The sequence below is a fragment of the Bacillus sp. HMF5848 genome, from assembly GCF_003944835.1.
GTDB lineage: Bacteria > Bacillota > Bacilli > Bacillales > HMF5848 > HMF5848.
Genome location: NZ_RWIV01000001.1, coordinates 139,730 through 160,175, shown reverse-complemented (window position 1 = coordinate 160,175; position 20,446 = coordinate 139,730). Strand labels below are relative to the sequence as shown.

General features: G+C 40.0%; 36 protein-coding genes. All 36 read right to left on the bottom strand.

The genetic code is table 11. From position 1 onward, the window contains the following. Window positions 1-108: 108 nt before the first annotated feature. The 36 genes from ltrA to rplD all read right to left on the bottom strand — a co-directional run bounded on the left by ltrA (window position 109) and on the right by rplD (window position 20,439). Window positions 109-1,407 carry a group II intron reverse transcriptase/maturase gene (gene ltrA / locus EJF36_RS00860; RefSeq protein ID WP_125904583.1) on the bottom strand — a complete coding sequence of 433 codons (1,299 nt, stop codon included), beginning with the start codon at window positions 1,405-1,407 and terminating at the stop codon, window positions 109-111. Window positions 1,408-1,993: 586 nt separating this feature from the next. Beyond that, window positions 1,994-2,386, bottom strand: a complete 393-nt coding sequence (rpsI, locus tag EJF36_RS00850; RefSeq protein WP_125904582.1) for a 30S ribosomal protein S9 — start codon at window positions 2,384-2,386, stop codon at window positions 1,994-1,996. Between the two features lie 19 nt (window positions 2,387-2,405). After that, window positions 2,406-2,843, bottom strand: a complete 438-nt coding sequence (rplM, locus tag EJF36_RS00845; protein ID WP_125904581.1) for a 50S ribosomal protein L13 — start codon at window positions 2,841-2,843, stop codon at window positions 2,406-2,408. A 155-nt stretch (window positions 2,844-2,998) separates the two neighbouring features. Beyond that, the gene (truA, locus tag EJF36_RS00840) at window positions 2,999-3,742 is read right to left on the bottom strand and encodes a tRNA pseudouridine(38-40) synthase TruA (RefSeq protein ID WP_125904580.1); all 744 of its coding nucleotides are present in this window, start codon (window positions 3,740-3,742) and stop codon (window positions 2,999-3,001) included. A 10-nt stretch (window positions 3,743-3,752) separates the two neighbouring features. Further along, window positions 3,753-4,550, bottom strand: a complete 798-nt coding sequence (locus tag EJF36_RS00835; RefSeq protein WP_125904579.1) for an energy-coupling factor transporter transmembrane component T family protein — start codon at window positions 4,548-4,550, stop codon at window positions 3,753-3,755. Beyond that, window positions 4,540-5,418 (bottom strand): energy-coupling factor ABC transporter ATP-binding protein, encoded by an 879-nt coding sequence (locus EJF36_RS00830; RefSeq protein WP_125904578.1) that lies wholly within the window; start codon window positions 5,416-5,418, stop codon window positions 4,540-4,542. The genes EJF36_RS00835 and EJF36_RS00830 overlap by 11 nt, the downstream gene beginning before the upstream one ends. Then, a complete protein-coding gene (locus tag EJF36_RS00825; protein ID WP_125904577.1) occupies window positions 5,394-6,233 on the bottom strand; it encodes an energy-coupling factor ABC transporter ATP-binding protein in 840 nt (279 codons plus the stop codon). Before EJF36_RS00825 ends, EJF36_RS00830 begins: the two co-directional genes overlap by 25 nt. Window positions 6,234-6,547: 314 nt before the next feature. Then, the gene (gene rplQ / locus EJF36_RS00820) at window positions 6,548-6,913 is read right to left on the bottom strand and encodes a 50S ribosomal protein L17 (RefSeq protein ID WP_125904576.1); all 366 of its coding nucleotides are present in this window, start codon (window positions 6,911-6,913) and stop codon (window positions 6,548-6,550) included. Window positions 6,914-6,951: 38 nt separating this feature from the next. Beyond that, the gene (locus tag EJF36_RS00815) at window positions 6,952-7,896 is read right to left on the bottom strand and encodes a DNA-directed RNA polymerase subunit alpha (protein WP_125904575.1); all 945 of its coding nucleotides are present in this window, start codon (window positions 7,894-7,896) and stop codon (window positions 6,952-6,954) included. A gap of 166 nt (window positions 7,897-8,062) precedes the next feature. After that, window positions 8,063-8,452 (bottom strand): 30S ribosomal protein S11, encoded by a 390-nt coding sequence (gene rpsK, locus EJF36_RS00810; protein WP_125904574.1) that lies wholly within the window; start codon window positions 8,450-8,452, stop codon window positions 8,063-8,065. A gap of 22 nt (window positions 8,453-8,474) precedes the next feature. Further along, window positions 8,475-8,840 (bottom strand): 30S ribosomal protein S13, encoded by a 366-nt coding sequence (gene rpsM, locus EJF36_RS00805; protein ID WP_125904573.1) that lies wholly within the window; start codon window positions 8,838-8,840, stop codon window positions 8,475-8,477. A 23-nt stretch (window positions 8,841-8,863) separates the two neighbouring features. After that, a complete protein-coding gene (gene rpmJ / locus EJF36_RS00800; protein ID WP_003156543.1) occupies window positions 8,864-8,977 on the bottom strand; it encodes a 50S ribosomal protein L36 in 114 nt (37 codons plus the stop codon). 31 nt (window positions 8,978-9,008) lie between these two features. Next, window positions 9,009-9,227 carry a translation initiation factor IF-1 gene (gene infA, locus EJF36_RS00795; protein WP_010191517.1) on the bottom strand — a complete coding sequence of 73 codons (219 nt, stop codon included), beginning with the start codon at window positions 9,225-9,227 and terminating at the stop codon, window positions 9,009-9,011. Next, entirely contained in the window at window positions 9,214-9,540 is a 327-nt protein-coding gene (locus tag EJF36_RS00790) for a KOW domain-containing RNA-binding protein (RefSeq protein WP_125904572.1), read from the bottom strand. The genes infA and EJF36_RS00790 overlap by 14 nt, the downstream gene beginning before the upstream one ends. Before the next feature lie 11 nt (window positions 9,541-9,551). Then, window positions 9,552-10,301, bottom strand: coding sequence for a type I methionyl aminopeptidase (gene map / locus EJF36_RS00785; protein ID WP_125904571.1), 750 nt, complete (start codon window positions 10,299-10,301; stop codon window positions 9,552-9,554). Continuing rightward, window positions 10,298-10,951 carry an adenylate kinase gene (locus tag EJF36_RS00780; RefSeq protein ID WP_125904570.1) on the bottom strand — a complete coding sequence of 218 codons (654 nt, stop codon included), beginning with the start codon at window positions 10,949-10,951 and terminating at the stop codon, window positions 10,298-10,300. The genes map and EJF36_RS00780 overlap by 4 nt, the downstream gene beginning before the upstream one ends. Before the next feature lie 47 nt (window positions 10,952-10,998). Further along, window positions 10,999-12,294, bottom strand: a complete 1,296-nt coding sequence (secY, locus tag EJF36_RS00775; RefSeq protein WP_125904569.1) for a preprotein translocase subunit SecY — start codon at window positions 12,292-12,294, stop codon at window positions 10,999-11,001. Further along, on the bottom strand, window positions 12,294-12,734 hold the full coding sequence (rplO, locus tag EJF36_RS00770) for a 50S ribosomal protein L15 (RefSeq protein ID WP_125904568.1): 441 nt from the start codon (window positions 12,732-12,734) through the stop codon (window positions 12,294-12,296). Before rplO ends, secY begins: the two co-directional genes overlap by 1 nt. A 22-nt stretch (window positions 12,735-12,756) precedes the next feature. Beyond that, window positions 12,757-12,939, bottom strand: a complete 183-nt coding sequence (gene rpmD, locus EJF36_RS00765) for a 50S ribosomal protein L30 (protein WP_125904567.1) — start codon at window positions 12,937-12,939, stop codon at window positions 12,757-12,759. 14 nt (window positions 12,940-12,953) lie between these two features. Then, window positions 12,954-13,451, bottom strand: coding sequence for a 30S ribosomal protein S5 (gene rpsE / locus EJF36_RS00760; protein ID WP_125904566.1), 498 nt, complete (start codon window positions 13,449-13,451; stop codon window positions 12,954-12,956). A gap of 25 nt (window positions 13,452-13,476) precedes the next feature. Next, window positions 13,477-13,839 (bottom strand): 50S ribosomal protein L18, encoded by a 363-nt coding sequence (gene rplR / locus EJF36_RS00755; RefSeq protein ID WP_125904565.1) that lies wholly within the window; start codon window positions 13,837-13,839, stop codon window positions 13,477-13,479. 32 nt (window positions 13,840-13,871) lie between these two features. Continuing rightward, window positions 13,872-14,408 (bottom strand): 50S ribosomal protein L6, encoded by a 537-nt coding sequence (gene rplF / locus EJF36_RS00750; RefSeq protein WP_125904564.1) that lies wholly within the window; start codon window positions 14,406-14,408, stop codon window positions 13,872-13,874. Window positions 14,409-14,434: 26 nt separating this feature from the next. Beyond that, window positions 14,435-14,833 (bottom strand): 30S ribosomal protein S8, encoded by a 399-nt coding sequence (gene rpsH / locus EJF36_RS00745; protein ID WP_125904563.1) that lies wholly within the window; start codon window positions 14,831-14,833, stop codon window positions 14,435-14,437. A 30-nt stretch (window positions 14,834-14,863) separates the two neighbouring features. Beyond that, on the bottom strand, window positions 14,864-15,049 hold the full coding sequence (locus EJF36_RS00740; protein WP_125904562.1) for a type Z 30S ribosomal protein S14: 186 nt from the start codon (window positions 15,047-15,049) through the stop codon (window positions 14,864-14,866). Between the two features lie 31 nt (window positions 15,050-15,080). Continuing rightward, window positions 15,081-15,620 (bottom strand): 50S ribosomal protein L5, encoded by a 540-nt coding sequence (gene rplE / locus EJF36_RS00735; protein WP_125904561.1) that lies wholly within the window; start codon window positions 15,618-15,620, stop codon window positions 15,081-15,083. Between the two features lie 25 nt (window positions 15,621-15,645). Then, window positions 15,646-15,957, bottom strand: coding sequence for a 50S ribosomal protein L24 (gene rplX, locus EJF36_RS00730; RefSeq protein ID WP_125904560.1), 312 nt, complete (start codon window positions 15,955-15,957; stop codon window positions 15,646-15,648). 33 nt (window positions 15,958-15,990) lie between these two features. Further along, window positions 15,991-16,359: a 50S ribosomal protein L14 gene (gene rplN / locus EJF36_RS00725; protein ID WP_125904559.1), complete on the bottom strand. Its 369-nt coding sequence runs from the start codon at window positions 16,357-16,359 to the stop codon at window positions 15,991-15,993. A 47-nt stretch (window positions 16,360-16,406) separates the two neighbouring features. Further along, window positions 16,407-16,670 (bottom strand): 30S ribosomal protein S17, encoded by a 264-nt coding sequence (gene rpsQ, locus EJF36_RS00720; protein ID WP_125904558.1) that lies wholly within the window; start codon window positions 16,668-16,670, stop codon window positions 16,407-16,409. Between the two features lie 20 nt (window positions 16,671-16,690). Continuing rightward, window positions 16,691-16,891: a 50S ribosomal protein L29 gene (gene rpmC / locus EJF36_RS00715; protein WP_125904557.1), complete on the bottom strand. Its 201-nt coding sequence runs from the start codon at window positions 16,889-16,891 to the stop codon at window positions 16,691-16,693. Next, window positions 16,881-17,315, bottom strand: a complete 435-nt coding sequence (gene rplP / locus EJF36_RS00710) for a 50S ribosomal protein L16 (RefSeq protein ID WP_125904556.1) — start codon at window positions 17,313-17,315, stop codon at window positions 16,881-16,883. The genes rpmC and rplP overlap by 11 nt, the downstream gene beginning before the upstream one ends. 2 nt (window positions 17,316-17,317) lie before the next feature. Further along, window positions 17,318-17,977, bottom strand: a complete 660-nt coding sequence (gene rpsC / locus EJF36_RS00705) for a 30S ribosomal protein S3 (protein WP_125904555.1) — start codon at window positions 17,975-17,977, stop codon at window positions 17,318-17,320. A 3-nt stretch (window positions 17,978-17,980) separates the two neighbouring features. Then, window positions 17,981-18,322 carry a 50S ribosomal protein L22 gene (gene rplV, locus EJF36_RS00700; RefSeq protein ID WP_125904554.1) on the bottom strand — a complete coding sequence of 114 codons (342 nt, stop codon included), beginning with the start codon at window positions 18,320-18,322 and terminating at the stop codon, window positions 17,981-17,983. A gap of 18 nt (window positions 18,323-18,340) precedes the next feature. Continuing rightward, a complete protein-coding gene (rpsS, locus tag EJF36_RS00695; protein ID WP_125904553.1) occupies window positions 18,341-18,619 on the bottom strand; it encodes a 30S ribosomal protein S19 in 279 nt (92 codons plus the stop codon). Between the two features lie 57 nt (window positions 18,620-18,676). Continuing rightward, a complete protein-coding gene (gene rplB, locus EJF36_RS00690; protein WP_125904552.1) occupies window positions 18,677-19,507 on the bottom strand; it encodes a 50S ribosomal protein L2 in 831 nt (276 codons plus the stop codon). Window positions 19,508-19,534: 27 nt separating this feature from the next. After that, complete coding sequence (rplW, locus tag EJF36_RS00685) at window positions 19,535-19,822, bottom strand: 50S ribosomal protein L23 (protein WP_125904551.1); 288 nt, start codon at window positions 19,820-19,822, stop codon at window positions 19,535-19,537. Further along, the gene (gene rplD, locus EJF36_RS00680; protein WP_125904550.1) at window positions 19,822-20,439 is read right to left on the bottom strand and encodes a 50S ribosomal protein L4; all 618 of its coding nucleotides are present in this window, start codon (window positions 20,437-20,439) and stop codon (window positions 19,822-19,824) included. The genes rplW and rplD overlap by 1 nt, the downstream gene beginning before the upstream one ends. Window positions 20,440-20,446: the final 7 nt, after the last annotated feature.

Genomic DNA, 20,446 nt, shown 5'->3' with positions numbered 1-20,446 from the left:
GGCTTTCGCCATCTCTTTTACTTTCAGCCCCCCCTCATCAAACCGTACGTGAGGTTTTCCCTCATACGGCTTTCCGACGTTCTTCTTCCTTTAGCTTTATGTACTTACTTAACTTGCCAATTTCACTAATATGAGTTGTATTTCTTTTACTGTGTCTTGCAGATAAGCATGTTTATGTCGCCTGTTTCTCTTCTTATTATTGAAGAGATTAAGACGTTGTAACACGTACCAGTCGATACGATTCAACCACCTCTTAGATAATGGAGAAAGTTGATAGTAGTTCTTGAATCCCCGTAGTTTACGATTCAAGCCTTTTACTAACTCCTTTATATCCATGAATAATTTACTTCGTGGCTCGGTATAGTCTTTAATCTTCTTTCGCATTTTCTTCATGACTTTCTTACTCGGGATATGATTCATGATAAAGAGTATACGCCCCCCTTTCTTACGAACGGGGAATTTGCGGTGATGGAATCCTAGAAAATCAAACCCATCAGAGTCATCCCAAATATTAACTAGTCTTGATTTCTCTTGATGTAGAGAAAGGTCCAATTTGTTCATAATGCCTTGAATCACTCGTACACTTTCCACTGCTTGTTGTTTCGTCTTACACAAGATGACAAAATCATCCGCATAGCGGATGAGAGTGCCTAAGTGGTTGAATTTCTTTTCCCATAAAGTATCCATCGTATTTAGATAAATGTTTGATAGTAGAGGAGAAATGACACCACCTTGAGGGGCTCCTAATAAAGAATTTCGGAGTTTTCCTTCTTCCATGATTCCTGCTTGTAACCATTTTCGAATCAACTTTAGTACCCTTCGGTCACTAATTCGCTGTTCTACTAGTTTCATTAGTTTATTATGGTTGATGTTATCAAAGTATCCTTGGATATCGACGTCTAATACCCAATAACTCTTTTTACTCTCTTTACGTATCTTCGCTATTGCTTGATGTGCATTCCTTTTGGGACGAAATCCATACGAACATTCTTTGAAATCTGCTTCGAAGATTGGTTCAATGACTAGTTTAGTTGCCATTTGTGCAACTCTGTCTTTAATGGTTGGAATTCCTAATGGACGTTTCTTTCCATCATCTTTTGGAATGTAAGTTCGTAGAACTGGTTGTGGATGATATCGCTTTTCCTTTAACTCCAGATAGAGTTCGTTCAGAAATTTCTTTTCACCATAAACCTGGATATCTTCTAGTGACTGCTCGTCTACTCCTCCACTTCCCTTTTTACGTTTCACTCTTTGCCATGCCTCCCATAAGACATCAGGTCGATAAATCTTATCATATAGGGCATGAAATCGACGTGTTTTGCTTTCCTTGGCACAAAGGTATAATGTTTTCCAGAGTTCTTGAGCTTTGGCGTTATTGGTGTAGTTAGCCGTTTTCTTGGCATTCACTGACTCTTACCTCCTTTGAACATATGAACGAAGTAGGGTATTGGCTTGCGCCGTCCTTCCCTTGATAACGTTGTGTTGTCGTTATCATTACCGGTACTATGACCCCCTCCGACTCCCTCTCGACCTTCCACCACTTCGTTTTCACTTATAGGTATCTGCTTTACTTTCTAAAGAAAGTGTCGAGGAGGGTATCCCCAGTTCCGTTAACTACTGTCCTAACATGTCGCTCCCCTTACCCCGAGGGATTCTTCGGTGCTGTTCTTCCAAGTTCTTCACACCTTCCGTGGTTTTCGCCCATATACTCAAGGCTCAACTTCCCTTTTTATCCTCAAATGAGGGTTATAATTGACGAGACGGCAGGATTCACTTTATGTTACAACCTGTTAGTTTGCTAGCACTCTTTAGGAGTTACATTGTCACAGGGCTTCAACCTTAGGATTTCTCCACCAGTTGCCTGTCAGCTACTGAGCGTCTTGGCACTTACTCAGATTGGACTTTCACCAATAAGCAATTAACGGCTTGCTGGGCACGCAATATATAAAAAGACCCCCAACCATAAAGTTGAGAGTCTTTGAAAGTTCCAAAATTAACGTTTTGAGAACTGAGGTGCACGACGAGCGCCTTTAAGACCGTATTTCTTACGTTCTTTCATACGAGCGTCACGAGTTAAGAATCCAGCGCGTTTTAATACAGCACGGAATTCAGGATCAGCTTGCAATAACGCACGAGAAATACCGTGGCGAATTGCACCAGCTTGACCAGTGAAGCCACCGCCGTTTACATTTACAAGAACATCATAGTTACCTAATGTTTCTGTTTCAACAAGTGGTTGCTTTACAACGTTGCGTAGTGTTTCAAATGGAATATAATCAGTAATATCACGGTCGTTAATAACGATACGTCCGTCTCCCGGTACTAAGCGAACGCGGGCTACAGAGCTCTTACGACGACCAGTTCCATAGTATTGTACCTGTGCCAATGTAATACCCTCCTCTTAATTATCCGCGTAATTCGTATACTTTAGGCTGTTGTGCTTCATGCGGATGAGTAGCACCTGCGTATACGTGTAATTTTTTATACATTTGACGGCCTAAACGACCTTTTGGAAGCATGCCACGAATAGCACCTTCAAGCATCTTTTCTGAATAGTTTGTACGCATCTCTAACGCTGTACGTACCTTTAATCCGCCAGGGAATTGGCTGTGACGGTAGTAAAGTTTATCAGTTAATTTTTTACCAGTTAATTCAATCTTCTCAGCATTTACGATAATTACGTGATCGCCAGTATCGATGTGTGGTGTGTAAGTTGGTTTATGTTTACCGCGTAATAGCGTAGCAACCTCAGTAGCAAGACGACCAAGTGTTTTGCCTTCTGCGTCTACCACGTACCAATCGCGTTTCACTTCAGATGGCTTAGCCATATATGTCGTGCGCATTGTACATTTCCCTCCTAGATAATAAGTTCAAGCTTTTTTTTAGTATATCACTCAACACGATGAAGTTCCGGGGCTTTATCGTGGGGTTTAAAATTCATACCATATGCTATAATATAACGTCTCGAGGTCAAAGTCAAGAAAATGTTACACCTGGATTAGTTGTTATATTCTACATGCCATAAATACAGTCCATGTGCAGGTGCTGTCTTACCTGCTAGCGTTCTGTCTTGCTTGTTTAGCATATTGGTCATTTCATAGGGATCTATCTTTCCAGATCCAATTTCAATAAGTGTACCTGTTAATATACGAACCATATTATACAAAAAACCATTTCCTACAAATCTCAGCATACAGCCATAGTCAGTAGGAATAAGGCTTGCTTCATATATCGTTCTTACCTTGTCTTCTACTGCTGTTTTTGCAGAACAAAAGCTAGTAAAATCATGTGTGCCGATTATATCCTTCATAGCTTGTTGCATACTATCGAAATTTAATTCGTACGGTATATGGTGCATATAGCTACGGGTAAATACATCTCGATCCTTAGCTATATAGATCTTATAGCGATATTCTTTGCGTAAGACGCTAAATCGAGCATGAAAGTCTTGATTGACAGTAGTAACTTCGTGTACTACTATATCGTGTGGTAATAATGCATTCAAAGCTCTCTTCATATTCTCAGGTGTTATTTCCATAGGGCTATCAAAATGAATAACTTGTCCATTTGCATGCACACCGGCATCAGTACGCCCCGAAGCAGTGATACGAATGTGCATATCTTTATGCATCCTCGATAGCACGTCTTCTATTTCCTTTTGGACAGTACGTGCACCTGGCTGTATTTGATACCCTGAGAAATTCGTACCATCATACGAAATTATACATTTGAATCTTTGCATGAAAACCACCCTATGATCTTAGCATAATTAATAGTAGAGTTACTACGGCAAATAATAGCAAAAACAACGCATCAGGGCGTTCCCACGTTAACTCACGATATTTTGTGCGTCCTTCTCCACCTTGGTAGCCACGCGCTTCCATTGCTGTAGCCAGTTCCTCTGCACGTTTAAATGCTCCCACAAATAATGGAACAAGAAGGGGAACAATGGCTTGAACTCTTTTACGAAGAGATCCTGTTGCGAAGTCTGCTCCACGTGCTTTTTGTGCCTTCATAATTTTATCTGTTTCTTGCATAAGTGTTGGAATAAAACGTAACGATATAGACATCATAAGTGCTAATTCATGTACAGGTAAACCAAACTTTTGAAATGGCTTTAATAAAGATTCCATTCCATCAGTAATTTCAATTGGTGTAGTAGTTAAAGTAAGTAACGTTGTAATAACAATCAAATAAAGAAAGCGAAGTGCTAAAAACGTTCCTTGCCGCACACCTTCTGAAAAGATAGTGAAATTGCCCACAGAGAAAATGGCAGAACCTTCCTTAGTAAAAATAACATGAATTAAAAATGTAAAAAGGACTATCCATAAAATGGGTTTTAAACCTCGCCATATAAAAGACAAAGGAATTTTTGTATTTAAAACAATTGCTAATGTATATAAACCTAGCAAACCATATGTTAATATATTGTTTGCTAAAAAAACTATAAATACAAATAAAAAAACAAGCAACAGTTTTGTACGTGGGTCAAGCCGATGTATGAATGAATCTCCATGTACATATTTTCCAATAATAATACTATCCATCATAGGCTTCACCTTTATTAAACAAACTCTTAACATACTCTACTACCTGAGCTTCCGTCATACAATCATTAGGGAATGTAATCCCTAAACATTGCTCTAAACGCTTCTTAAAAGCAACTGTCTCTGGTACGTTAAGACCAATTCTTTTTAATTCATCGGCTTCTGAGAAAATATACTGTGGTGTGCCTTGTTTAATTAGTTGTCCTTTATGCATGACTAGAATATAATCAGCATATTTAGCAGCGTCCTCCATACTATGTGTTACGAGAAAGACAGTGATATTTTTCTTCTTATGAAGTTGATAGAACATATCCATAATCTCTAGACGGCCACGAGGGTCTAGCCCCGCAGTCGGCTCATCTAACACTAAAATATCAGGCTCCATTGCTAACACACCTGCTATGGCGACACGTCTCATTTGTCCACCACTCAAATCGAATGGTGATCGGTCTAATAAATCATCTGATAATCCTACTAGATGAAGCATTTCTCTTGCTTTTTCTTTTGCCTTATCTAATGAAAGACCAAAATTCATAGGGCCAAAGCAAATATCTTTTTCCACTGTTTCTTCAAAAAGCTGATGTTCTGGAAACTGAAAGACTACACCTACTTTTTTTCGCAGCTGCTTTAGTGCTTTCGCTTGTTTACCACCAGCTTGTATAGCGATATCATCAATGGTAATAGATCCGTTTGTTGGGAGTAGCAAACCATTTAGATGCTGTAGTATAGTCGACTTCCCTGAGCCTGTATGACCAATAATTGCATAATATTGACCTGAAGGTACATCTAAGTTAATGTTATGAATGGCTAAACGCTCAAAAGGGGTGTTTTTTTGATATTTAAACTCTACATTTTTAAATACAATTGACATAAGTCGTTCACCAAATCCTCTTCAGTAATATGGTTACTGGATATCGGTACCCCTATATCCTTAAAAGCCTTTGAGAGCTTTACTGGAAACGGAATATCGAGTCCTATTGCTTGTAAAGTATCGTGAAGTTCAAATATCTCAGATGGTGTACCTTCTTGAAACTTTTTCCCCTTATTCATAACAATAATACGGTCAGCTCTTGCTGCTTCTTCTAGATCATGTGTTATAGAGATTACCGTTATATTCTTATCATCCTTAAGTGTCCTTACAGTATCAAGTACTTCCTGACGCCCATTAGGATCAAGCATTGACGTAGCTTCATCTAGAATAATAATGTTTGGTTGAATAGCTATAACACCAGCGATAGCAACACGCTGCTTTTGCCCCCCCGATAAATTATGGGGCTCATTAAAGCGAAATTCATCCATCTTCACAATGGATAAGGCCTCATCTGCTCGTTTAACCATAATTTCACGGTCAATACCGTGGTTTTCCATACCGAAGGCTACATCATCAATAACTGTTGTGCCAACAAATTGATTATCTGGGTTCTGAAACACCATACCAATCATTTTACGGATATCCCATACAGTATCTTCTTGTAACAAAACACCATTCACATTTATAATACCTTCCTTTGGGAGTAAAAGACCGTTTAGTAATCTAGCTAATGTAGATTTACCAGAACCATTATGTCCCACAATGGCTAACCATTCCCCTTTATATACCTCAAAGGATACATCTTCTAAAGCGTAGTCTTGTTCGCCTCTATACTGAAAGGATAGTTTGGAAACTTCAATAATAGTTTCTTTCAACAGTAGCCACCTCATCTAGACTCATCTCTAATATATTATAAACTCAGCTATAATGTTTATTGGTGAATGTATTTTAAGTTATAATGCTTGAGGATTAGCAACTTAAATCCGTTTGGTCTAAGAAGCTGTAGCATAATTATGCTATGGTATTTTGAAGTTGTACAGTTATATTATAACAGTAAGCAGCCGCAAGCTACATCGCAGATACAATATCTGCGATGTAGCACGTATGCTGTCAATCTGTATAAATAAAAAAGGGCATAGATCCAGTTTCAGTAAAACTGTTCCGCCCTTGAAGTAGACCAATTATGTGACTATTCAACTAATTCAATGATAGCCATTGGCGCCCCGTCACCACGACGTGGTCCTAGCTTCATAATACGAGTGTAACCACCTTGACGTTCACTGTAACGTGGTGCGATATCGCCGAATAACTTTTGAACAGCATCTTCGCCAGTTTCTACGTTAGCAATTTCTTTTCTTAAGTAAGAAGCAGCTTGACGACGTGCATGAAGGTCTCCGCGTTTACCAAGTGTAATCATTTTCTCAACAGTCGAACGTACTTCTTTTGCTCTTGTTTCTGTTGTTTCCACACGACCGTGGATGATTACGTCTGTTGTAAGGTCACGTAATAACGCCTTACGTTGTGCACTTGTACGACCTAGTTTACGATATGACATAAGTGTCCCCTCCTTCTTAGTTGTTATATGTTGGCTTTCTATTCATCTTTGCGTAAGCCTAATCCAAGTTCTTCAAGCTTCGCTTTTACTTCTTCTAGAGATTTTCGACCAAGGTTACGAACCTTCATCATATCCTCTTCTGTTTTATGAGCAAGCTCTTGTACTGTGTTGATCCCAGCACGTTTTAGACAGTTGTATGAACGTACAGATAGGTCTAATTCTTCGATCGTCATCTCGAGAACTTTCTCTTTCTGATCTTCTTCTTTTTCGACCATAATTTCTGCATTTTGTGCATCATCTGTAAGTCCTACAAAGATATTAAGGTGCTCGGTCAAAATTTTCGCGCCTAATGCAACTGCTTCTTGTGGTCCTAGACTGCCATCAGTCCATACATCAAATGTAAGTTTATCGTAATTTGTCATTTGACCAACACGAGTATTTTCCACTTGATAAGAAACACGAGATACAGGTGTAAAAATGGAATCAATCGGTATAACACCAATCGGCTGATCTTCTCGCTTATTTGCATCAGCAGGTGAGTATCCACGTCCACGCTTTGCATTTAAACGAATTCGTAAATGAGCATCTTTCGCTAGTGTCGCAATATGAAGATCAGGGTTTAAGATTTCTACGTCACTGTCATGTGTGATATCAGCTGCCGTAACAGTCCCTTCACCCTGCACATCAATTTCAAGCGTTTTTTCTTCATCAGAATAAATCTTAAGAGCAAGCTTTTTCAGATGAAGAATAATAGTTGTAACGTCTTCTACAACGCCCTCAATTGTTGAGAATTCATGCAGAACCCCATCTATTTGTATAGAGGTTACTGCGGCACCAGGAAGTGAGGACAGTAGGATACGACGTAAGGAGTTACCCAAAGTTGTTCCATATCCACGCTCAAGTGGTTCTACGACGAATTTGCCATATTTAGCATCTTCATTGATTTCAACCGTTTCGATCTTTGGTTTCTCGATTTCAATCATTCCATAAACCCTCCTTCAAAACGTCGAAACCCCGGAGAGCTGATGATTCAGCTATCCGAAATTCCCCAAATTATAAATCCCGAATGTGCACAACAACTGTTATTCATTCTGTAATTTACATATCATATCCCATTATAGACAGGTTTATGAAATATATACAGAAAAATTACACACGGCGACGTTTTGGAGGACGGCATCCGTTATGTGGAACTGGTGTTACATCGCGAATAGCAGTAACTTCTAGACCAGCTGCTTGTAAAGCACGAATAGCTGCTTCACGTCCAGCACCAGGACCTTTAACGTTAACTTCTAATGTTCTCATACCATGTTCCATAGATGCTTTACCAGCAGTTTCAGCTGCCATTTGTGCAGCAAATGGTGTAGATTTACGTGAACCTTTAAATCCTAAAGCACCAGCGCTTGCCCATGAAACAGCATTTCCATGAGTATCTGTAATAGTCACGATTGTATTATTGAAAGTGGAACGAATATGTGCGATACCAGCTTCAATATTCTTTTTTACACGACGTTTACGAGTGTTTGTTTTACGTGCCATGTTTTGTTACTAACCTCCTTTACTATTTCTTCTTGTTCGCTACAGTACGACGTGGACCTTTACGTGTACGAGCGTTATTTTTCGTATTTTGACCACGAACAGGTAAACCGCGACGGTGGCGTAAGCCACGATATGATCCGATCTCGATCAGACGCTTGATATTTAGAGAAACTTCACGGCGAAGGTCACCTTCAACTTTTAATTTGTCGATAGCTTCACGGATTTTTCCAAGCTCTTCTTCTGTCAAATCACGTACACGTGTATCCTGTGATACACCAGCTTCAGCAAGAACCTTTTGAGCCGTTGGACGTCCAATACCGAAGATATATGTTAATGATATAACGATTCGTTTGTCACGAGGAATATCAACACCAGCAATACGTGCCATTAATTTCGTGCACCTCCTTCATACTAACCTTGTTTTTGTTTATGCTTTGGGTTTTCACAAATAACCATAACTTTGCCTTTTCTACGAATAACTTTACATTTTTCGCAGATTGGTTTAACAGATGGTCTTACTTTCACGTCTCTAACCTCCTTATTTCGGAGTGGTCAATTATTTAAATCGATACGTAATACGTCCGCGAGTTAGGTCATAAGGCGATAGTTCAACTGTCACTTTATCACCTGGCAAAATACGAATGAAATGCATACGAATTTTACCGGATACATGCGCCAACACTGTATGTCCGTTTTCTAATTCAACTTTAAACATTGCGTTAGGAAGCGTTTCTATTACAGTGCCTTCCACTTCAATTACATCATCTTTCGCCATCAATTTGCTCTCCCTTCTTCAATTCAGTAACATGCTCATTGACAAATTTAGTAACTGCAAATCGCAGTTTTCCATTCGTCACACGACCTGTTTCCGCTATACTGTTCTGAACCTCTGGAGATACATAGTTTAATACTTGTAGATGATGAATGTTTTTCTTCTTTGGGCGATCAAATTTTCTTTTGTCGCCATCGGCTAGAAGAATAAATTTATCATCTATGATTCCCACAACAATCGCAATTTGTCCAGAATCTCTACCTTTATTAATATGCACTACCTGACCGATCTGCAAAGAGATATGCGAATCACTCAAGAGTTATCACCTTACAATTTCGTGAGGATCTCATAGCCTGATTCCGTGATAGCTATTGTGTGCTCATAATGTGCACACATTTCTTTATCAACCGTTACAACAGTCCAGTTATCAGCAAGAGTCTGTACATAGCGAGTGCCCGCATTCACCATTGGTTCAATAGCTAAGACCATACCTGGTTTTAATCGTGGACCACGATTCGGTGGACCGTAATGAGGGATTTGCGGATCCTCATGAAGGTCTTGCCCAATCCCATGCCCTACATACTCACGAACAATGGCAAGGCCACTTTCGTCTTCAACATACGTTTGAATAGCATGTGATATATCCGATAATCTACCACCAGGCTTAGCATATTCAAGTCCTTTATATAGTGATTCTTCTGTTACCTTTAGCAAGTGTGCTGTCTTTTCAGATACTTCACCCACTGCGTATGTCCATGCAGAATCACCGTGGTAGCCATTATACTTAGCACCAATATCGATACTAATTATATCTCCATCATTGAGTACTCGATCGCCAGGAATTCCGTGAACAAGTTCTTCATTAACAGATGCACATATACTACCAGGAAAACCATTGTATCCTTTAAAGGAAGGTATTGCGTTATGCTCTCTTATGACCTTCTCTGCAATAGCATCAAGTTGTTTTGTTGTAACACCAGGGACTATATGTTTTTTTAACTCTTGATGTGTTAAAGCGACGATTCGGCCGGCCTCACGCATGATATCTATCTCACGCGGGGTTTTACATATAATCATTTAGACAGTCCTCCAAGAAGGTTGCTAATGTCAGCAAAGACCTGGTCGATGTGTTGTTGACCATTTATATTTCGTAAATAGCCTCTTTCTTGATAAAAATCAAGTAACGGCTGTGCTTGTTTTAAGTTAACGGCAAGGCGATTAGCAACTGTCTCTGCATTGTCATCTGCGCGTTGATATAAATCTCCGCCACATTTGTCGCAAGTATCTTCTTTAGATGGAGGATTAAACACTAAGTGATACGTTGCGCCACAGTTCTTGCAAATGCGTCGGCCTGTTAAACGCTCCATTAAGATAGAATCATCTACCTCGATGTTAATCACATAGTCTAATTTTTTACCTAATTCAACAAGAATACCTTCCAATGCATCTGCTTGAGCAGGAGTGCGTGGAAAGCCATCTAATAAAAAGCCTTCGCTACAATCATCTTTACCTAATCTTTCTTGAACGATACCAATGGTTACTTCATCTGGAACAAGTTCACCTTTATCCATAAAGGATTTTGCTTTAAGACCAAGCTCCGTTTCATCCTTCATAGCAGCACGAAACATGTCACCAGTTGAAATGTGTGGAATTCCGTATTCTTCAACTATTCGCTCCGCTTGTGTACCTTTTCCGGCACCAGGCAGGCCCATCAATACTAGATTCATGTATACTCCCCCTTCGTACAAAGGATTGGGAACATAATGCTCCCACCTTATGACTTAATAAATCCTTTGTAATGACGTTTCACTAGTTGACTTTCAAGCTGCTTCATCGTCTCAAGTGCAACACCAATTACGATTAGTAAGCTTGTGCCTCCAATTTGAGCAGAAGGCGGTAAACCAGCTATATTAACAAAGAAAACAGGGAGTACAGAAATGATAGCTAAGAATAGGGAACCTATAAATGTAAGGCGATATAAAATCCGAGTCAAATATTCTTGTGTGTTCTTCCCTGGACGAATTCCTGGGATGTATCCACCCTGTTTTTTCAGATTTTCTGCCATTTGTTCAGGATTAACTTGAACGAATGTGTAGAAATATGTGAAAGCGATGATTAATGCGACATAAATAATCATGCCCACTGGTTTAGAATAATCAAATGTATTTGTTATAAAATCAGTTACATTATTTTGACCAAAGAAAGATGCGATCGTAGATGGTGTGATGATAAATGATACAGCAAAGATAACTGGAATTACACCTGCTGCATTTACCTTCAATGGAAGATGGGTTGAGTGCCCACCAACCGGACTACGATTCACCAAACGCTTGGCATACTGTATTGGGATTTTTCGTAAAGCTTGCTGGAAGTAGATTACACCAACCACGATTGCAATCACTACTAATGCGATGATTAAAGTAGTCACAATACGAAGGAATAGTTGCTCTCCAGCGTCTTCAAACTGTTGGGCATAGATTTGGTTAATTGTTGTAGGAATTCCTGCAACGATACCAGCAAAGATGATGATTGAAATACCATTACCAACACCTTTTGTTGTGATAAGTTCACCTAACCACATTAAAAAGGCAGTTCCTGCTGTTAAAACAGTAGCAATCAGTAAATAAGTACCAAAACCAGCATCCTTAATCAATGCACCGCCAGCTAAATTGTTAAAGCCATATGACATACCGAATGCTTGGATGAATCCAAGTCCGATTGTGCCATAGCGGGTAAACTGAGCTAACTTGCGACGTCCCACTTCACCTTGTTTGGACCACTCCGCAAATTTTGGCACAACATCCATTTGTAACAATTGTACAATAATCGATGCTGTAATGTATGGCATGATGCCCATTGCGAAAATCGAGAAGTTCTGAAGGGCACCACCACCAAAGGTATTAAGCAAACCGAATGCATCTAAGCTGTCTTGAACCTTTAGTACATCTGCGTCAACATTTGGCACAGGTATAAATGTTCCGATTCGGAAAACGACTAGCATTAAAAGTGTGAAGATAATTTTATTTCTTATATCACCAACGCGCATAAAATTGGAGATTGTGCGAAACATTAAATCACCTCAGTTTGACCGCCCGCAGCTTCAATAGCTTCTTTTGCAGCAGAGGAGAATTTTTGAGCTTTTACAGTTAATTTCTTTTCAAGCTTACCGTTAGCTAAAATTTTAACCCCAGATTGAAGTTTGCTAATTACCTTAGTCTCTAGAAGAAGCTCTGGAGTTACTTCAGTACCATCTTCAAATCTGTTAAGAGTATCAAGATTAACAACAGCGTAGTCTTTACGATTCACGTTAGTAAATCCACGTTTTGGTAGACGTTGGAATAAAGGCGTTTGACCACCTTCAAATCCTGGGCGTACACCGCCACCTGAACGTGATTTCTGACCTTTTTGACCACGGCCAGATGTTTTACCGTTACCTGATCCATGTCCACGACCTACACGATTACGTTCTTTACGAGAACCTTCCGCAGGTTTTAATTCATGAAGTTTCATGGTTGCACCTCCTTATTGTATCTTACTGTTCTTCAACCTTCACTAAGTGTGAAACTTTGTTGATCATACCGCGAGTAGCAGCATTATCTTCTTTCACTACAGTTTGTTGAAGTTTTTTAAGACCTAGCGCTTCAACTGTTTTACGTTGATCTTGTGGTCTACCGATTATACTACGAGTGAGGGTGATCGCTAATTTATTTGCCATGTCATTTCCCTCCCTTATCCTAGTAACTCTTCTACTGATTTACCACGAAGTTTTGCAACTTCTTCAGCACGCTTAAGATTGCTTAAGCCATTTAGCGTCGCACGAATCATATTGATTGGTGTGTTAGTTCCTAATGACTTTGAAAGAATATCTTGAACACCAGCTAATTCAAGTACCGCACGTACAGGACCACCTGCGATAACTCCAGTACCTTCGCTAGCAGGTTTTAGTAAAACTTCTCCTGCACCAAATTCACCGATGATTTGATGAGGTATTGTAGTTCCAACTAGTGGTACATTAATCAAGTTTTTCTTAGCATCCTCAATCGCTTTACGAATCGCATCTGGTACCTCTTGTGCTTTACCAGTTCCGAATCCAACATGTCCGTTTTTATCTCCAACTACCACTAGTGCAGCAAAGCGGAAACGACGTCCACCTTTAACAACTTTCGCTACACGGTTAACGGTAACTACGCGTTCTTCAAGCTCTAACTTGTTTGCATCAATGCGCATGTTAATTTGTTCCCTCCTTTGACGATTAGAATTGTAATCCTGCCTCGCGAGCAGCCTCTGCTACCGCTTTTACACGACCATGATATAAATAACCGCCACGATCAAATACTATAGAAGTAATTCCTTTTTCGATCGCACGTTTTGCTACTAATTCACCGATTTGCTTAGCTGCTTCGATGTTAGCTGTAGCGTCTAAGTTAAGTTCTTTATCAAGAGTAGAGGCACTAGCGACTGTTACACCAGTTGCATCATCAATCAATTGTACATAAATATGCTTGTTTGAACGAAATACATTTAAACGTGGACGTTCAGCAGTTCCTGATAATTTCCCACGTACACGAGCATGTCTCTTTTTACGTGTAGCATTTTTATCAAGCTTAGTGATCATTTGTGGTCACTCCTTCCTTTGCCTAAGCGGCATTACTTACCTGTTTTACCTTCTTTACGACGAACTTGTTCGCCTTCGTAACGAATACCTTTTCCTTTGTAAGGCTCAGGTGAACGTACTGCACGAATGTTAGCTGCAAGAGCTCCAACGCGCTCTTTATCTGTACCTTTAACGATAATTTTCGTATTTGATGGTACATCTATTTCAATGCCCGTTTCCGGCTCAATTTCAACTGGATGTGAATATCCAACGCTTAGTACAAGTTTATTACCTTGCTTCGTAGCACGGTATCCGACACCGACTAATTCAAGTCCACGCTCAAAGCCTTTAGTAACACCTTCTACCATGTTACCAAGAAGAGCACGAGTTGTGCCATGTAAAGCACGATGTTGTTTGTTATCTGAAGGACGAGTAACAGTCAATACGTTCTCCTCAACAGCAATGTTGATGTCTGGGTGGAACGTACGTGTTAACTCACCTTTTGGTCCTTTAACTGTTACTGTATACCCGTCCATAGTAACAGTTACACCAGCTGGGATTTCAAGTGGTTGTTTACCTACGCGCGACATTATGTTGCACCTCCGTTCTTATAAAATTACCATACGTATGCTAATACTTCTCCACCAGCGCTCTTTTGACGAGCATCTTTATCAGTGATAACACCTTGTGAAGTTGAGATAATAGCGATACCTAGTCCGTTTAATACTTTTGGTACTTCATTAGCTTTAGCATATACACGTAAGCCAGGCTTACTAATACGCTTTAATCCAGTGATAACACGCTCATTATTTGCACCGTATTTAAGGAAAATACGAATGACACCTTGCTTGTTATCTTCGATATATTCAACGTCACGGATGAAACCTTCACGTTTTAAAATTTCAGCGATATCACGCTTGATTTTAGAAGCAGGGATTTCTAATTTCTCGTGACGAACCATGTTCGCATTGCGAATTCTAGTAAGCATATCTGCAATTGGATCTGTCATGACCATTGTTTAATAACCTCCTTCCCTTTTAAGGGTTTACCAACTAGCTTTTTTAACGCCAGGAATTTGTCCTTTATATGCTAACTCACGGAAACAGATACGGCAAAGTTTAAATTTGCGTAATACTGAATGTGGACGACCACAACGTTCGCAACGAGTGTAACCTTGTACTTTAAACTTTGGTGTACGCTTTTGTTTCACAATCATTGATTTTTTTGCCACGTTTTCGCCTCCCTCTTCATAGGATTGGGATTTATTTTTGGAATGGCATACCGAATTGTGTTAGAAGCTCACGTGCTTCTTCGTCTGTATTAGCAGTCGTAACAATTACGATGTCCATACCGCGTACCTTGTTGACTTTATCATAGTCAATTTCAGGGAAGATAAGTTGTTCTTTAACACCAAGTGTGTAGTTACCGCGACCATCAAATGATTTCTTAGAAATCCCGCGGAAGTCACGTACACGTGGAAGAGAAACGCTGATAAGCTTATCAAGGAATTGATACATACGCTCTCCACGAAGTGTAACCTTTGCACCGATCGGCATACCTTCACGCAAACGGAATCCAGCGATTGATTTCTTAGCTTTAGTCACAACTGGTTTTTGACCAGTGATCATAGCTAACTCTTCAACAGCGTTATCAAGTGCTTTCGCATTCTGTACTGCATCACCGATACCCATGTTGATAACGATCTTCTCAACTTTAGGTACTTCCATTACAGATTTATAGTTAAACTTGCTCATTAAAGCAGGTGTTATTTCTTTACTATATTTCTCTTTTAGGCGGTTCATTTAAAAGACCTCCTTTCATTCATTCTTATTTATCTAATAGTTGACCTGATTTTTTTGCTACACGTACCTTCTTACCATTTTCAACTGTGTACCCAACACGAGTTGGTTCACCAGTTTTTGGATCGATAGGCATAACGTTTGAAACGTGAATAGGTGCTTCTTGGCTAATGATTCCACCTTGTGGGTTAGCTTGAGAAGGCTTAGCGTGTTTTTTGACAATGTTAACACCCTCGACAAGTACACGCTCTTTCTTAGGGTAAGCTTCAAGGATTACGCCTTGCTTACCTTTATCTTTACCAGAGATTACTTTTACTTTGTCACCTTTTTTTACATGCATCCGTATTGCACCTCCCTTGACACCCAACTAAAATTAAAGTACTTCCGGAGCAAGCGAAACAATTTTCATGAAATTGTTATCGCGAAGTTCACGAGCAACCGGTCCGAATATACGTGTTCCACGTGGGCTTTTGTCCTCACGAATGATGACGCATGCGTTTTCGTCAAAACGGATATATGAACCGTCATTACGACGAGCGCCTGACTTAGTACGTACTACTACAGCTTTTACAACATCGCCTTTTTTGACAACGCCTCCAGGTGTTGCTTGTTTAACCGTACACACGATTACATCACCAATGCCAGCTGTTCTGCGACCTGAACCACCTAGGACTTTAATACAAAGTACTTCACGTGCTCCTGAGTTGTCTGCTACTTTCAAACGAGATTCTGATTGAATCATTCTCAATGACCTCCCTTCGGAACATTGCTATTAAGAAATATATCCGATTAGATAATAACTGCCTTTTCTACTACTTCAACTAAACGGAAACGTTTTGTTGATGAAAGTGGACGAGTTTCCATGATTCTCACTACGTCGCCAACTTTCGCTGCGTTTAATTCATCATGCGCTTTATATTTCTTAGAATATTTAACGCGTTTACCGTACAATGGATGCTTTTTGTAAGTTTCTACAAGAACAGTGATAGTTTTGTCCATTTTGTCAGACACTACACGACCTGTATAAACTTTACGTTGATTGCGCTCACTCATTCACGCAAGCCTCCTCTCTATTATTGGTTAGCACCGATCTCTCTTTCGCGAATAACAGTCTTCATACGAGCGATCGCTTTGCGTACTTCACGAATACGTGCAGTATTTTCTAATTGCCCTGTAGCTAATTGAAAGCGCAGGTTGAATAATTCTTCTTTAAGTGACTTTACTTTTTGTTCAATTTCAGCAGTGGTAAGGTCTCGAATTTCATTAGCTTTCATTAGATTCACCACCAATTTCTTCGCGTTTTACGAATTTACATTTGACTGGTAATTTGTGTGCTGCAAGACGTAACGCTTCACGTGCTACTTCTTCGGACACCCCAGAAATTTCAAACATAACTTTCCCAGGTTTTACAACCGCTACCCATCCTTCAGGAGCACCTTTACCAGAACCCATTCGGACCTCTAAAGGTTTCGCCGTATAAGGCTTGGAAGGGAAGATTTTAATCCAAACTTTACCGCCACGTTTCATATAACGAGTCATAGCACGACGAGCTGCCTCGATTTGGCGGTTTGTAATCCATGATGCTTCTAGTGATTGTAGACCGAACTCACCAAAATGTACCTCAGTACCACCTTTGGCACGGCCTTTCATACGTCCGCGGTGTTCGCGACGATATTTAACGCGTTTAGGCATCAACATGATTAGTTTCCTCCTTCCTCGTTTTTCTTTTTTCTAGTAGGAAGAACTTCACCACGATAAATCCATACTTTTATACCAAGCTTACCATACGTTGTATCAGCTTCAGCTGTGCCGTAATCAATGTCAGCACGAAGAGTATGAAGTGGTACAGTACCTTCACTATAATGTTCTGCACGAGCGATATCTGCTCCACCAAGACGTCCAGATACCATTGTTTTGATACCTTGAGCACCTGCACGAATAGCACGTTGAATAGATTGCTTTTGTGCTCTACGGAATGAAACACGATTCTCTAATTGACGAGCGATGTTATCAGCTACTAATTTAGCATCTAAATCAGCTCTCTTAATTTCAAGGATATTGATGTGTACTCGCTTACCAGTTAATTGATTAAGAGCTTTACGAAGTGCTTCAACTTCTGTTCCGCCTTTACCAATAACCATACCTGGCTTAGCAGTGTGAACAGTAATGTTTACACGATTAGCTGCACGTTCGATCTCAACCTTTGACACAGCAGCATCGTTAAGGCGTTTGAATATATATTCACGCAGTTTTAAATCTTCATGTAAAAGATTTGCGTAGTCTTTGTCAGCATACCATTTTGATTCCCAGTCTTTAATAATACCTACACGCAAACCGGCTGGATTAACTTTTTGACCCACTAATTATCCCTCCTTCTTTTCTGATACGATGATAGTGATGTGGCTAGTGCGTTTGTTAATTGCACTTGCGCGTCCCATAGCACGTGGACGAAATCTCTTTAAAGTTGGTCCTTCGTCTACAAATGCTGCTTCAACAACAAGATTGTTTGCATCCATGTCATAATTGTGTTCTGCGTTAGCGACTGCTGACATTAACACTTTTTCTATAACTGGTGATGCAGACTTTGGTGTGTGTTTTAAAATAGCAACAGCTTCGCCTACCTGCTTACCTCGAATTAAATCAACGACCAAGCGGACTTTACGAGGGGCAATGCGAACCGTTCTTGCAATAGCTTTAGCTTGCATGTGTTGCGCCTCCTCTCATTAGCGTCTAGTTTTCTTATCGTCACTAGCGTGACCTTTGTACGAACGTGTTGGAGCGAATTCTCCAAGTTTGTGTCCAACCATGTCTTCCGTGATATACACTGGCACGTGTTTACGACCATCATATACAGCGATAGTGTGTCCAATGAATTGAGGGAAGATCGTTGAGCGGCGAGACCAAGTTTTTACAACTTGTTTTGATTCAGTTTCGTTTAACTTCTCAACTTTAGCCATTAAGTGATCATCGACAAAAGGCCCTTTTTTAATGCTACGACCCATCTGTGTACCTCCCTTCGCAATTGGTCTACGGTTCCTCTGAACCGTAGTGCAATTACGTTATTTTTTACGTCTACGAACGATGAATTTATCTGACTTATTCTTTTTCTTACGAGTCTTGAATCCAAGAGTTGGTTTACCCCATGGAGACATAGGTGACTTACGTCCGATTGGAGCTTTACCTTCACCACCACCGTGTGGGTGATCGTTAGGGTTCATTACAGATCCACGTACAGTTGGGCGTTTACCTAACCAACGAGAACGACCTGCTTTACCAATTGTAATAAGTTCGTGTTGTTCGTTACCAACTTGACCTATAGTAGCACGACATGAAGCAAGGATCATACGTACTTCGCCAGAAGTAAGACGCACTAGTACATATTTACCTTCTTTACCTAATACTTGTGCACTTGTACCAGCAGAACGAACTAATTGTCCACCTTTACCAGGTTTTAACTCGATATTATGAATCACACTACCTACAGGGATGTTTTCAAGAGGAAGTGCATTTCCTACTTTAATATCAGCTTCGGGACCTGACATGATTTCTGTACCTACAGTAAGGTTTTTAGGAGCTAAAATGTAACGCTTTTCTCCATCAACATAGTTGATAAGAGCGATGTTAGCAGAACGGTTTGGATCATACTCGATTGTAGCAACGCGTCCTGGTATACCATCTTTATCGCGCTTAAAGTCAATAATACGATATTGTCTCTTATGTCCGCCACCTTGATGACGCACAGTAATTTTACCTTGGTTATTTCGGCCTGCTTTTTTGCTTAGCGGTGCCAATAATGATTTTTCCGGTTTGTCAGTTGTGATCTCAGCGAAATCAGATACTGACATACCACGACGACCGTTTGAGGTTGGTTTATACTTTTTAATCGCCATTATAGTGTCCCTCCTTCTCTATAAGAATTAAACTTCAAAAAATTCGATTTCTTTACTGTCAGCAGTTAACTTAACAATCGCTTTACGACGTTTGTTAGTATAACCTGAATGACGTCCGACACGCTTGAATTTACCTTTATAGTTCATGATGTTAACTTCTTCAACCTTAACACCAAAGATTTGTTCAATAGCATCTTTAACTTCTGTTTTGTTTGCTCTAGTATCTACATCGAATGTGTACTTTCTATCAGCCATTGCGTCTGTAGATTTCTCAGTGATTACTGGGCGCTTAATAATATCACGAGGATCTCTCATTATACAAGCACCTCCTCTACTTTTTGCACCACATCTTGCGTAAGGATAAGCTTGTTGTGGTTAACAACATCTAACACATTGATTCCTGTTGTAGGAACAACAGTTACACCAGGGATGTTACGAGCTGAAAGTGCTACATTTTCGTTATCAGTAACGATAAGTGCTTTTGAGTCAGCTGATAATCCTTTAAGAATAGAAACCATATCCTTAGTTTTTGGTGCATCAAGTGTTAATTGGTCTAATAATACTAAACCATTCTCAGCTACCTTACTAGATAGTGCTGATTTTAATGCTAGACGACGTACTTTTTTAGGTAATTTATATGCATAGCTTCTTGGAGTTGGACCGAAAACAGTACCACCACCACGCCATTGAGGTGCGCGGATTGTTCCTTGACGTGCACGACCCGTACCTTTTTGACGCCATGGCTTACGTCCACCACCAGCTACATCAGAACGATTTTTTACTTTATGTGTACCTTGACGTTGCGATGCACGTTGCATGATAACTGCTTCGAACATTACAGCTTCATTTGGCTCAATACCAAACACCGCGTCATTTAATTCAACTTCACCGACACTAGCGCCAGCTTGATTATATAATGTTACTTTAGGCATTAAAGTG

What these genes read in the sequence shown, in the direction of transcription:
- rplM (WP_125904581.1), bottom strand. Translation starts at nt 2,843, where the DNA reads ATGCGCACGACATATATGGCTAAGCCATCTGAAGTGAAACGCGATTGG.
- truA (WP_125904580.1), bottom strand. Translation starts at nt 3,742, where the DNA reads ATGCAAAGATTCAAATGTATAATTTCGTATGATGGTACGAATTTCTCA.
- EJF36_RS00835 (WP_125904579.1), bottom strand. Translation starts at nt 4,550, where the DNA reads ATGATGGATAGTATTATTATTGGAAAATATGTACATGGAGATTCATTC.
- EJF36_RS00830 (WP_125904578.1), bottom strand. Translation starts at nt 5,418, where the DNA reads ATGTCAATTGTATTTAAAAATGTAGAGTTTAAATATCAAAAAAACACC.
- rplQ (WP_125904576.1), bottom strand. Translation starts at nt 6,913, where the DNA reads ATGTCATATCGTAAACTAGGTCGTACAAGTGCACAACGTAAGGCGTTA.
- EJF36_RS00815 (WP_125904575.1), bottom strand. Translation starts at nt 7,896, where the DNA reads ATGATTGAAATCGAGAAACCAAAGATCGAAACGGTTGAAATCAATGAA.
- rpsK (WP_125904574.1), bottom strand. Translation starts at nt 8,452, where the DNA reads ATGGCACGTAAAACAAACACTCGTAAACGTCGTGTAAAAAAGAATATT.
- rpsM (WP_125904573.1), bottom strand. Translation starts at nt 8,840, where the DNA reads ATGGCACGTATTGCTGGTGTTGATATTCCTCGTGACAAACGAATCGTT.
- infA (WP_010191517.1), bottom strand. Translation starts at nt 9,227, where the DNA reads ATGGCGAAAGATGATGTAATTGAAGTGGAAGGCACTGTAATAGAAACG.
- map (WP_125904571.1), bottom strand. Translation starts at nt 10,301, where the DNA reads ATGATTATATGTAAAACCCCGCGTGAGATAGATATCATGCGTGAGGCC.
- EJF36_RS00780 (WP_125904570.1), bottom strand. Translation starts at nt 10,951, where the DNA reads ATGAATCTAGTATTGATGGGCCTGCCTGGTGCCGGAAAAGGTACACAA.
- secY (WP_125904569.1), bottom strand. Translation starts at nt 12,294, where the DNA reads ATGTTTCGCACAATCTCCAATTTTATGCGCGTTGGTGATATAAGAAAT.
- rplO (WP_125904568.1), bottom strand. Translation starts at nt 12,734, where the DNA reads ATGAAACTTCATGAATTAAAACCTGCGGAAGGTTCTCGTAAAGAACGT.
- rpmD (WP_125904567.1), bottom strand. Translation starts at nt 12,939, where the DNA reads ATGGCAAATAAATTAGCGATCACCCTCACTCGTAGTATAATCGGTAGA.
- rpsE (WP_125904566.1), bottom strand. Translation starts at nt 13,451, where the DNA reads ATGCGCATTGATGCAAACAAGTTAGAGCTTGAAGAACGCGTAGTTACC.
- rplR (WP_125904565.1), bottom strand. Translation starts at nt 13,839, where the DNA reads ATGATCACTAAGCTTGATAAAAATGCTACACGTAAAAAGAGACATGCT.
- rplF (WP_125904564.1), bottom strand. Translation starts at nt 14,408, where the DNA reads ATGTCGCGCGTAGGTAAACAACCACTTGAAATCCCAGCTGGTGTAACT.
- rpsH (WP_125904563.1), bottom strand. Translation starts at nt 14,833, where the DNA reads ATGGTCATGACAGATCCAATTGCAGATATGCTTACTAGAATTCGCAAT.
- rplE (WP_125904561.1), bottom strand. Translation starts at nt 15,620, where the DNA reads ATGAACCGCCTAAAAGAGAAATATAGTAAAGAAATAACACCTGCTTTA.
- rplX (WP_125904560.1), bottom strand. Translation starts at nt 15,957, where the DNA reads ATGCATGTAAAAAAAGGTGACAAAGTAAAAGTAATCTCTGGTAAAGAT.
- rplN (WP_125904559.1), bottom strand. Translation starts at nt 16,359, where the DNA reads ATGATTCAATCAGAATCTCGTTTGAAAGTAGCAGACAACTCAGGAGCA.
- rpsQ (WP_125904558.1), bottom strand. Translation starts at nt 16,670, where the DNA reads ATGAGTGAGCGCAATCAACGTAAAGTTTATACAGGTCGTGTAGTGTCT.
- rpmC (WP_125904557.1), bottom strand. Translation starts at nt 16,891, where the DNA reads ATGAAAGCTAATGAAATTCGAGACCTTACCACTGCTGAAATTGAACAA.
- rplP (WP_125904556.1), bottom strand. Translation starts at nt 17,315, where the DNA reads ATGTTGATGCCTAAACGCGTTAAATATCGTCGCGAACACCGCGGACGT.
- rplV (WP_125904554.1), bottom strand. Translation starts at nt 18,322, where the DNA reads ATGCAAGCTAAAGCTATTGCAAGAACGGTTCGCATTGCCCCTCGTAAA.
- rpsS (WP_125904553.1), bottom strand. Translation starts at nt 18,619, where the DNA reads ATGGGTCGTAGCATTAAAAAAGGGCCTTTTGTCGATGATCACTTAATG.
- rplB (WP_125904552.1), bottom strand. Translation starts at nt 19,507, where the DNA reads ATGGCGATTAAAAAGTATAAACCAACCTCAAACGGTCGTCGTGGTATG.
- rplW (WP_125904551.1), bottom strand. Translation starts at nt 19,822, where the DNA reads ATGAGAGATCCTCGTGATATTATTAAGCGCCCAGTAATCACTGAGAAA.
- rplD (WP_125904550.1), bottom strand. Translation starts at nt 20,439, where the DNA reads ATGCCTAAAGTAACATTATATAATCAAGCTGGCGCTAGTGTCGGTGAA.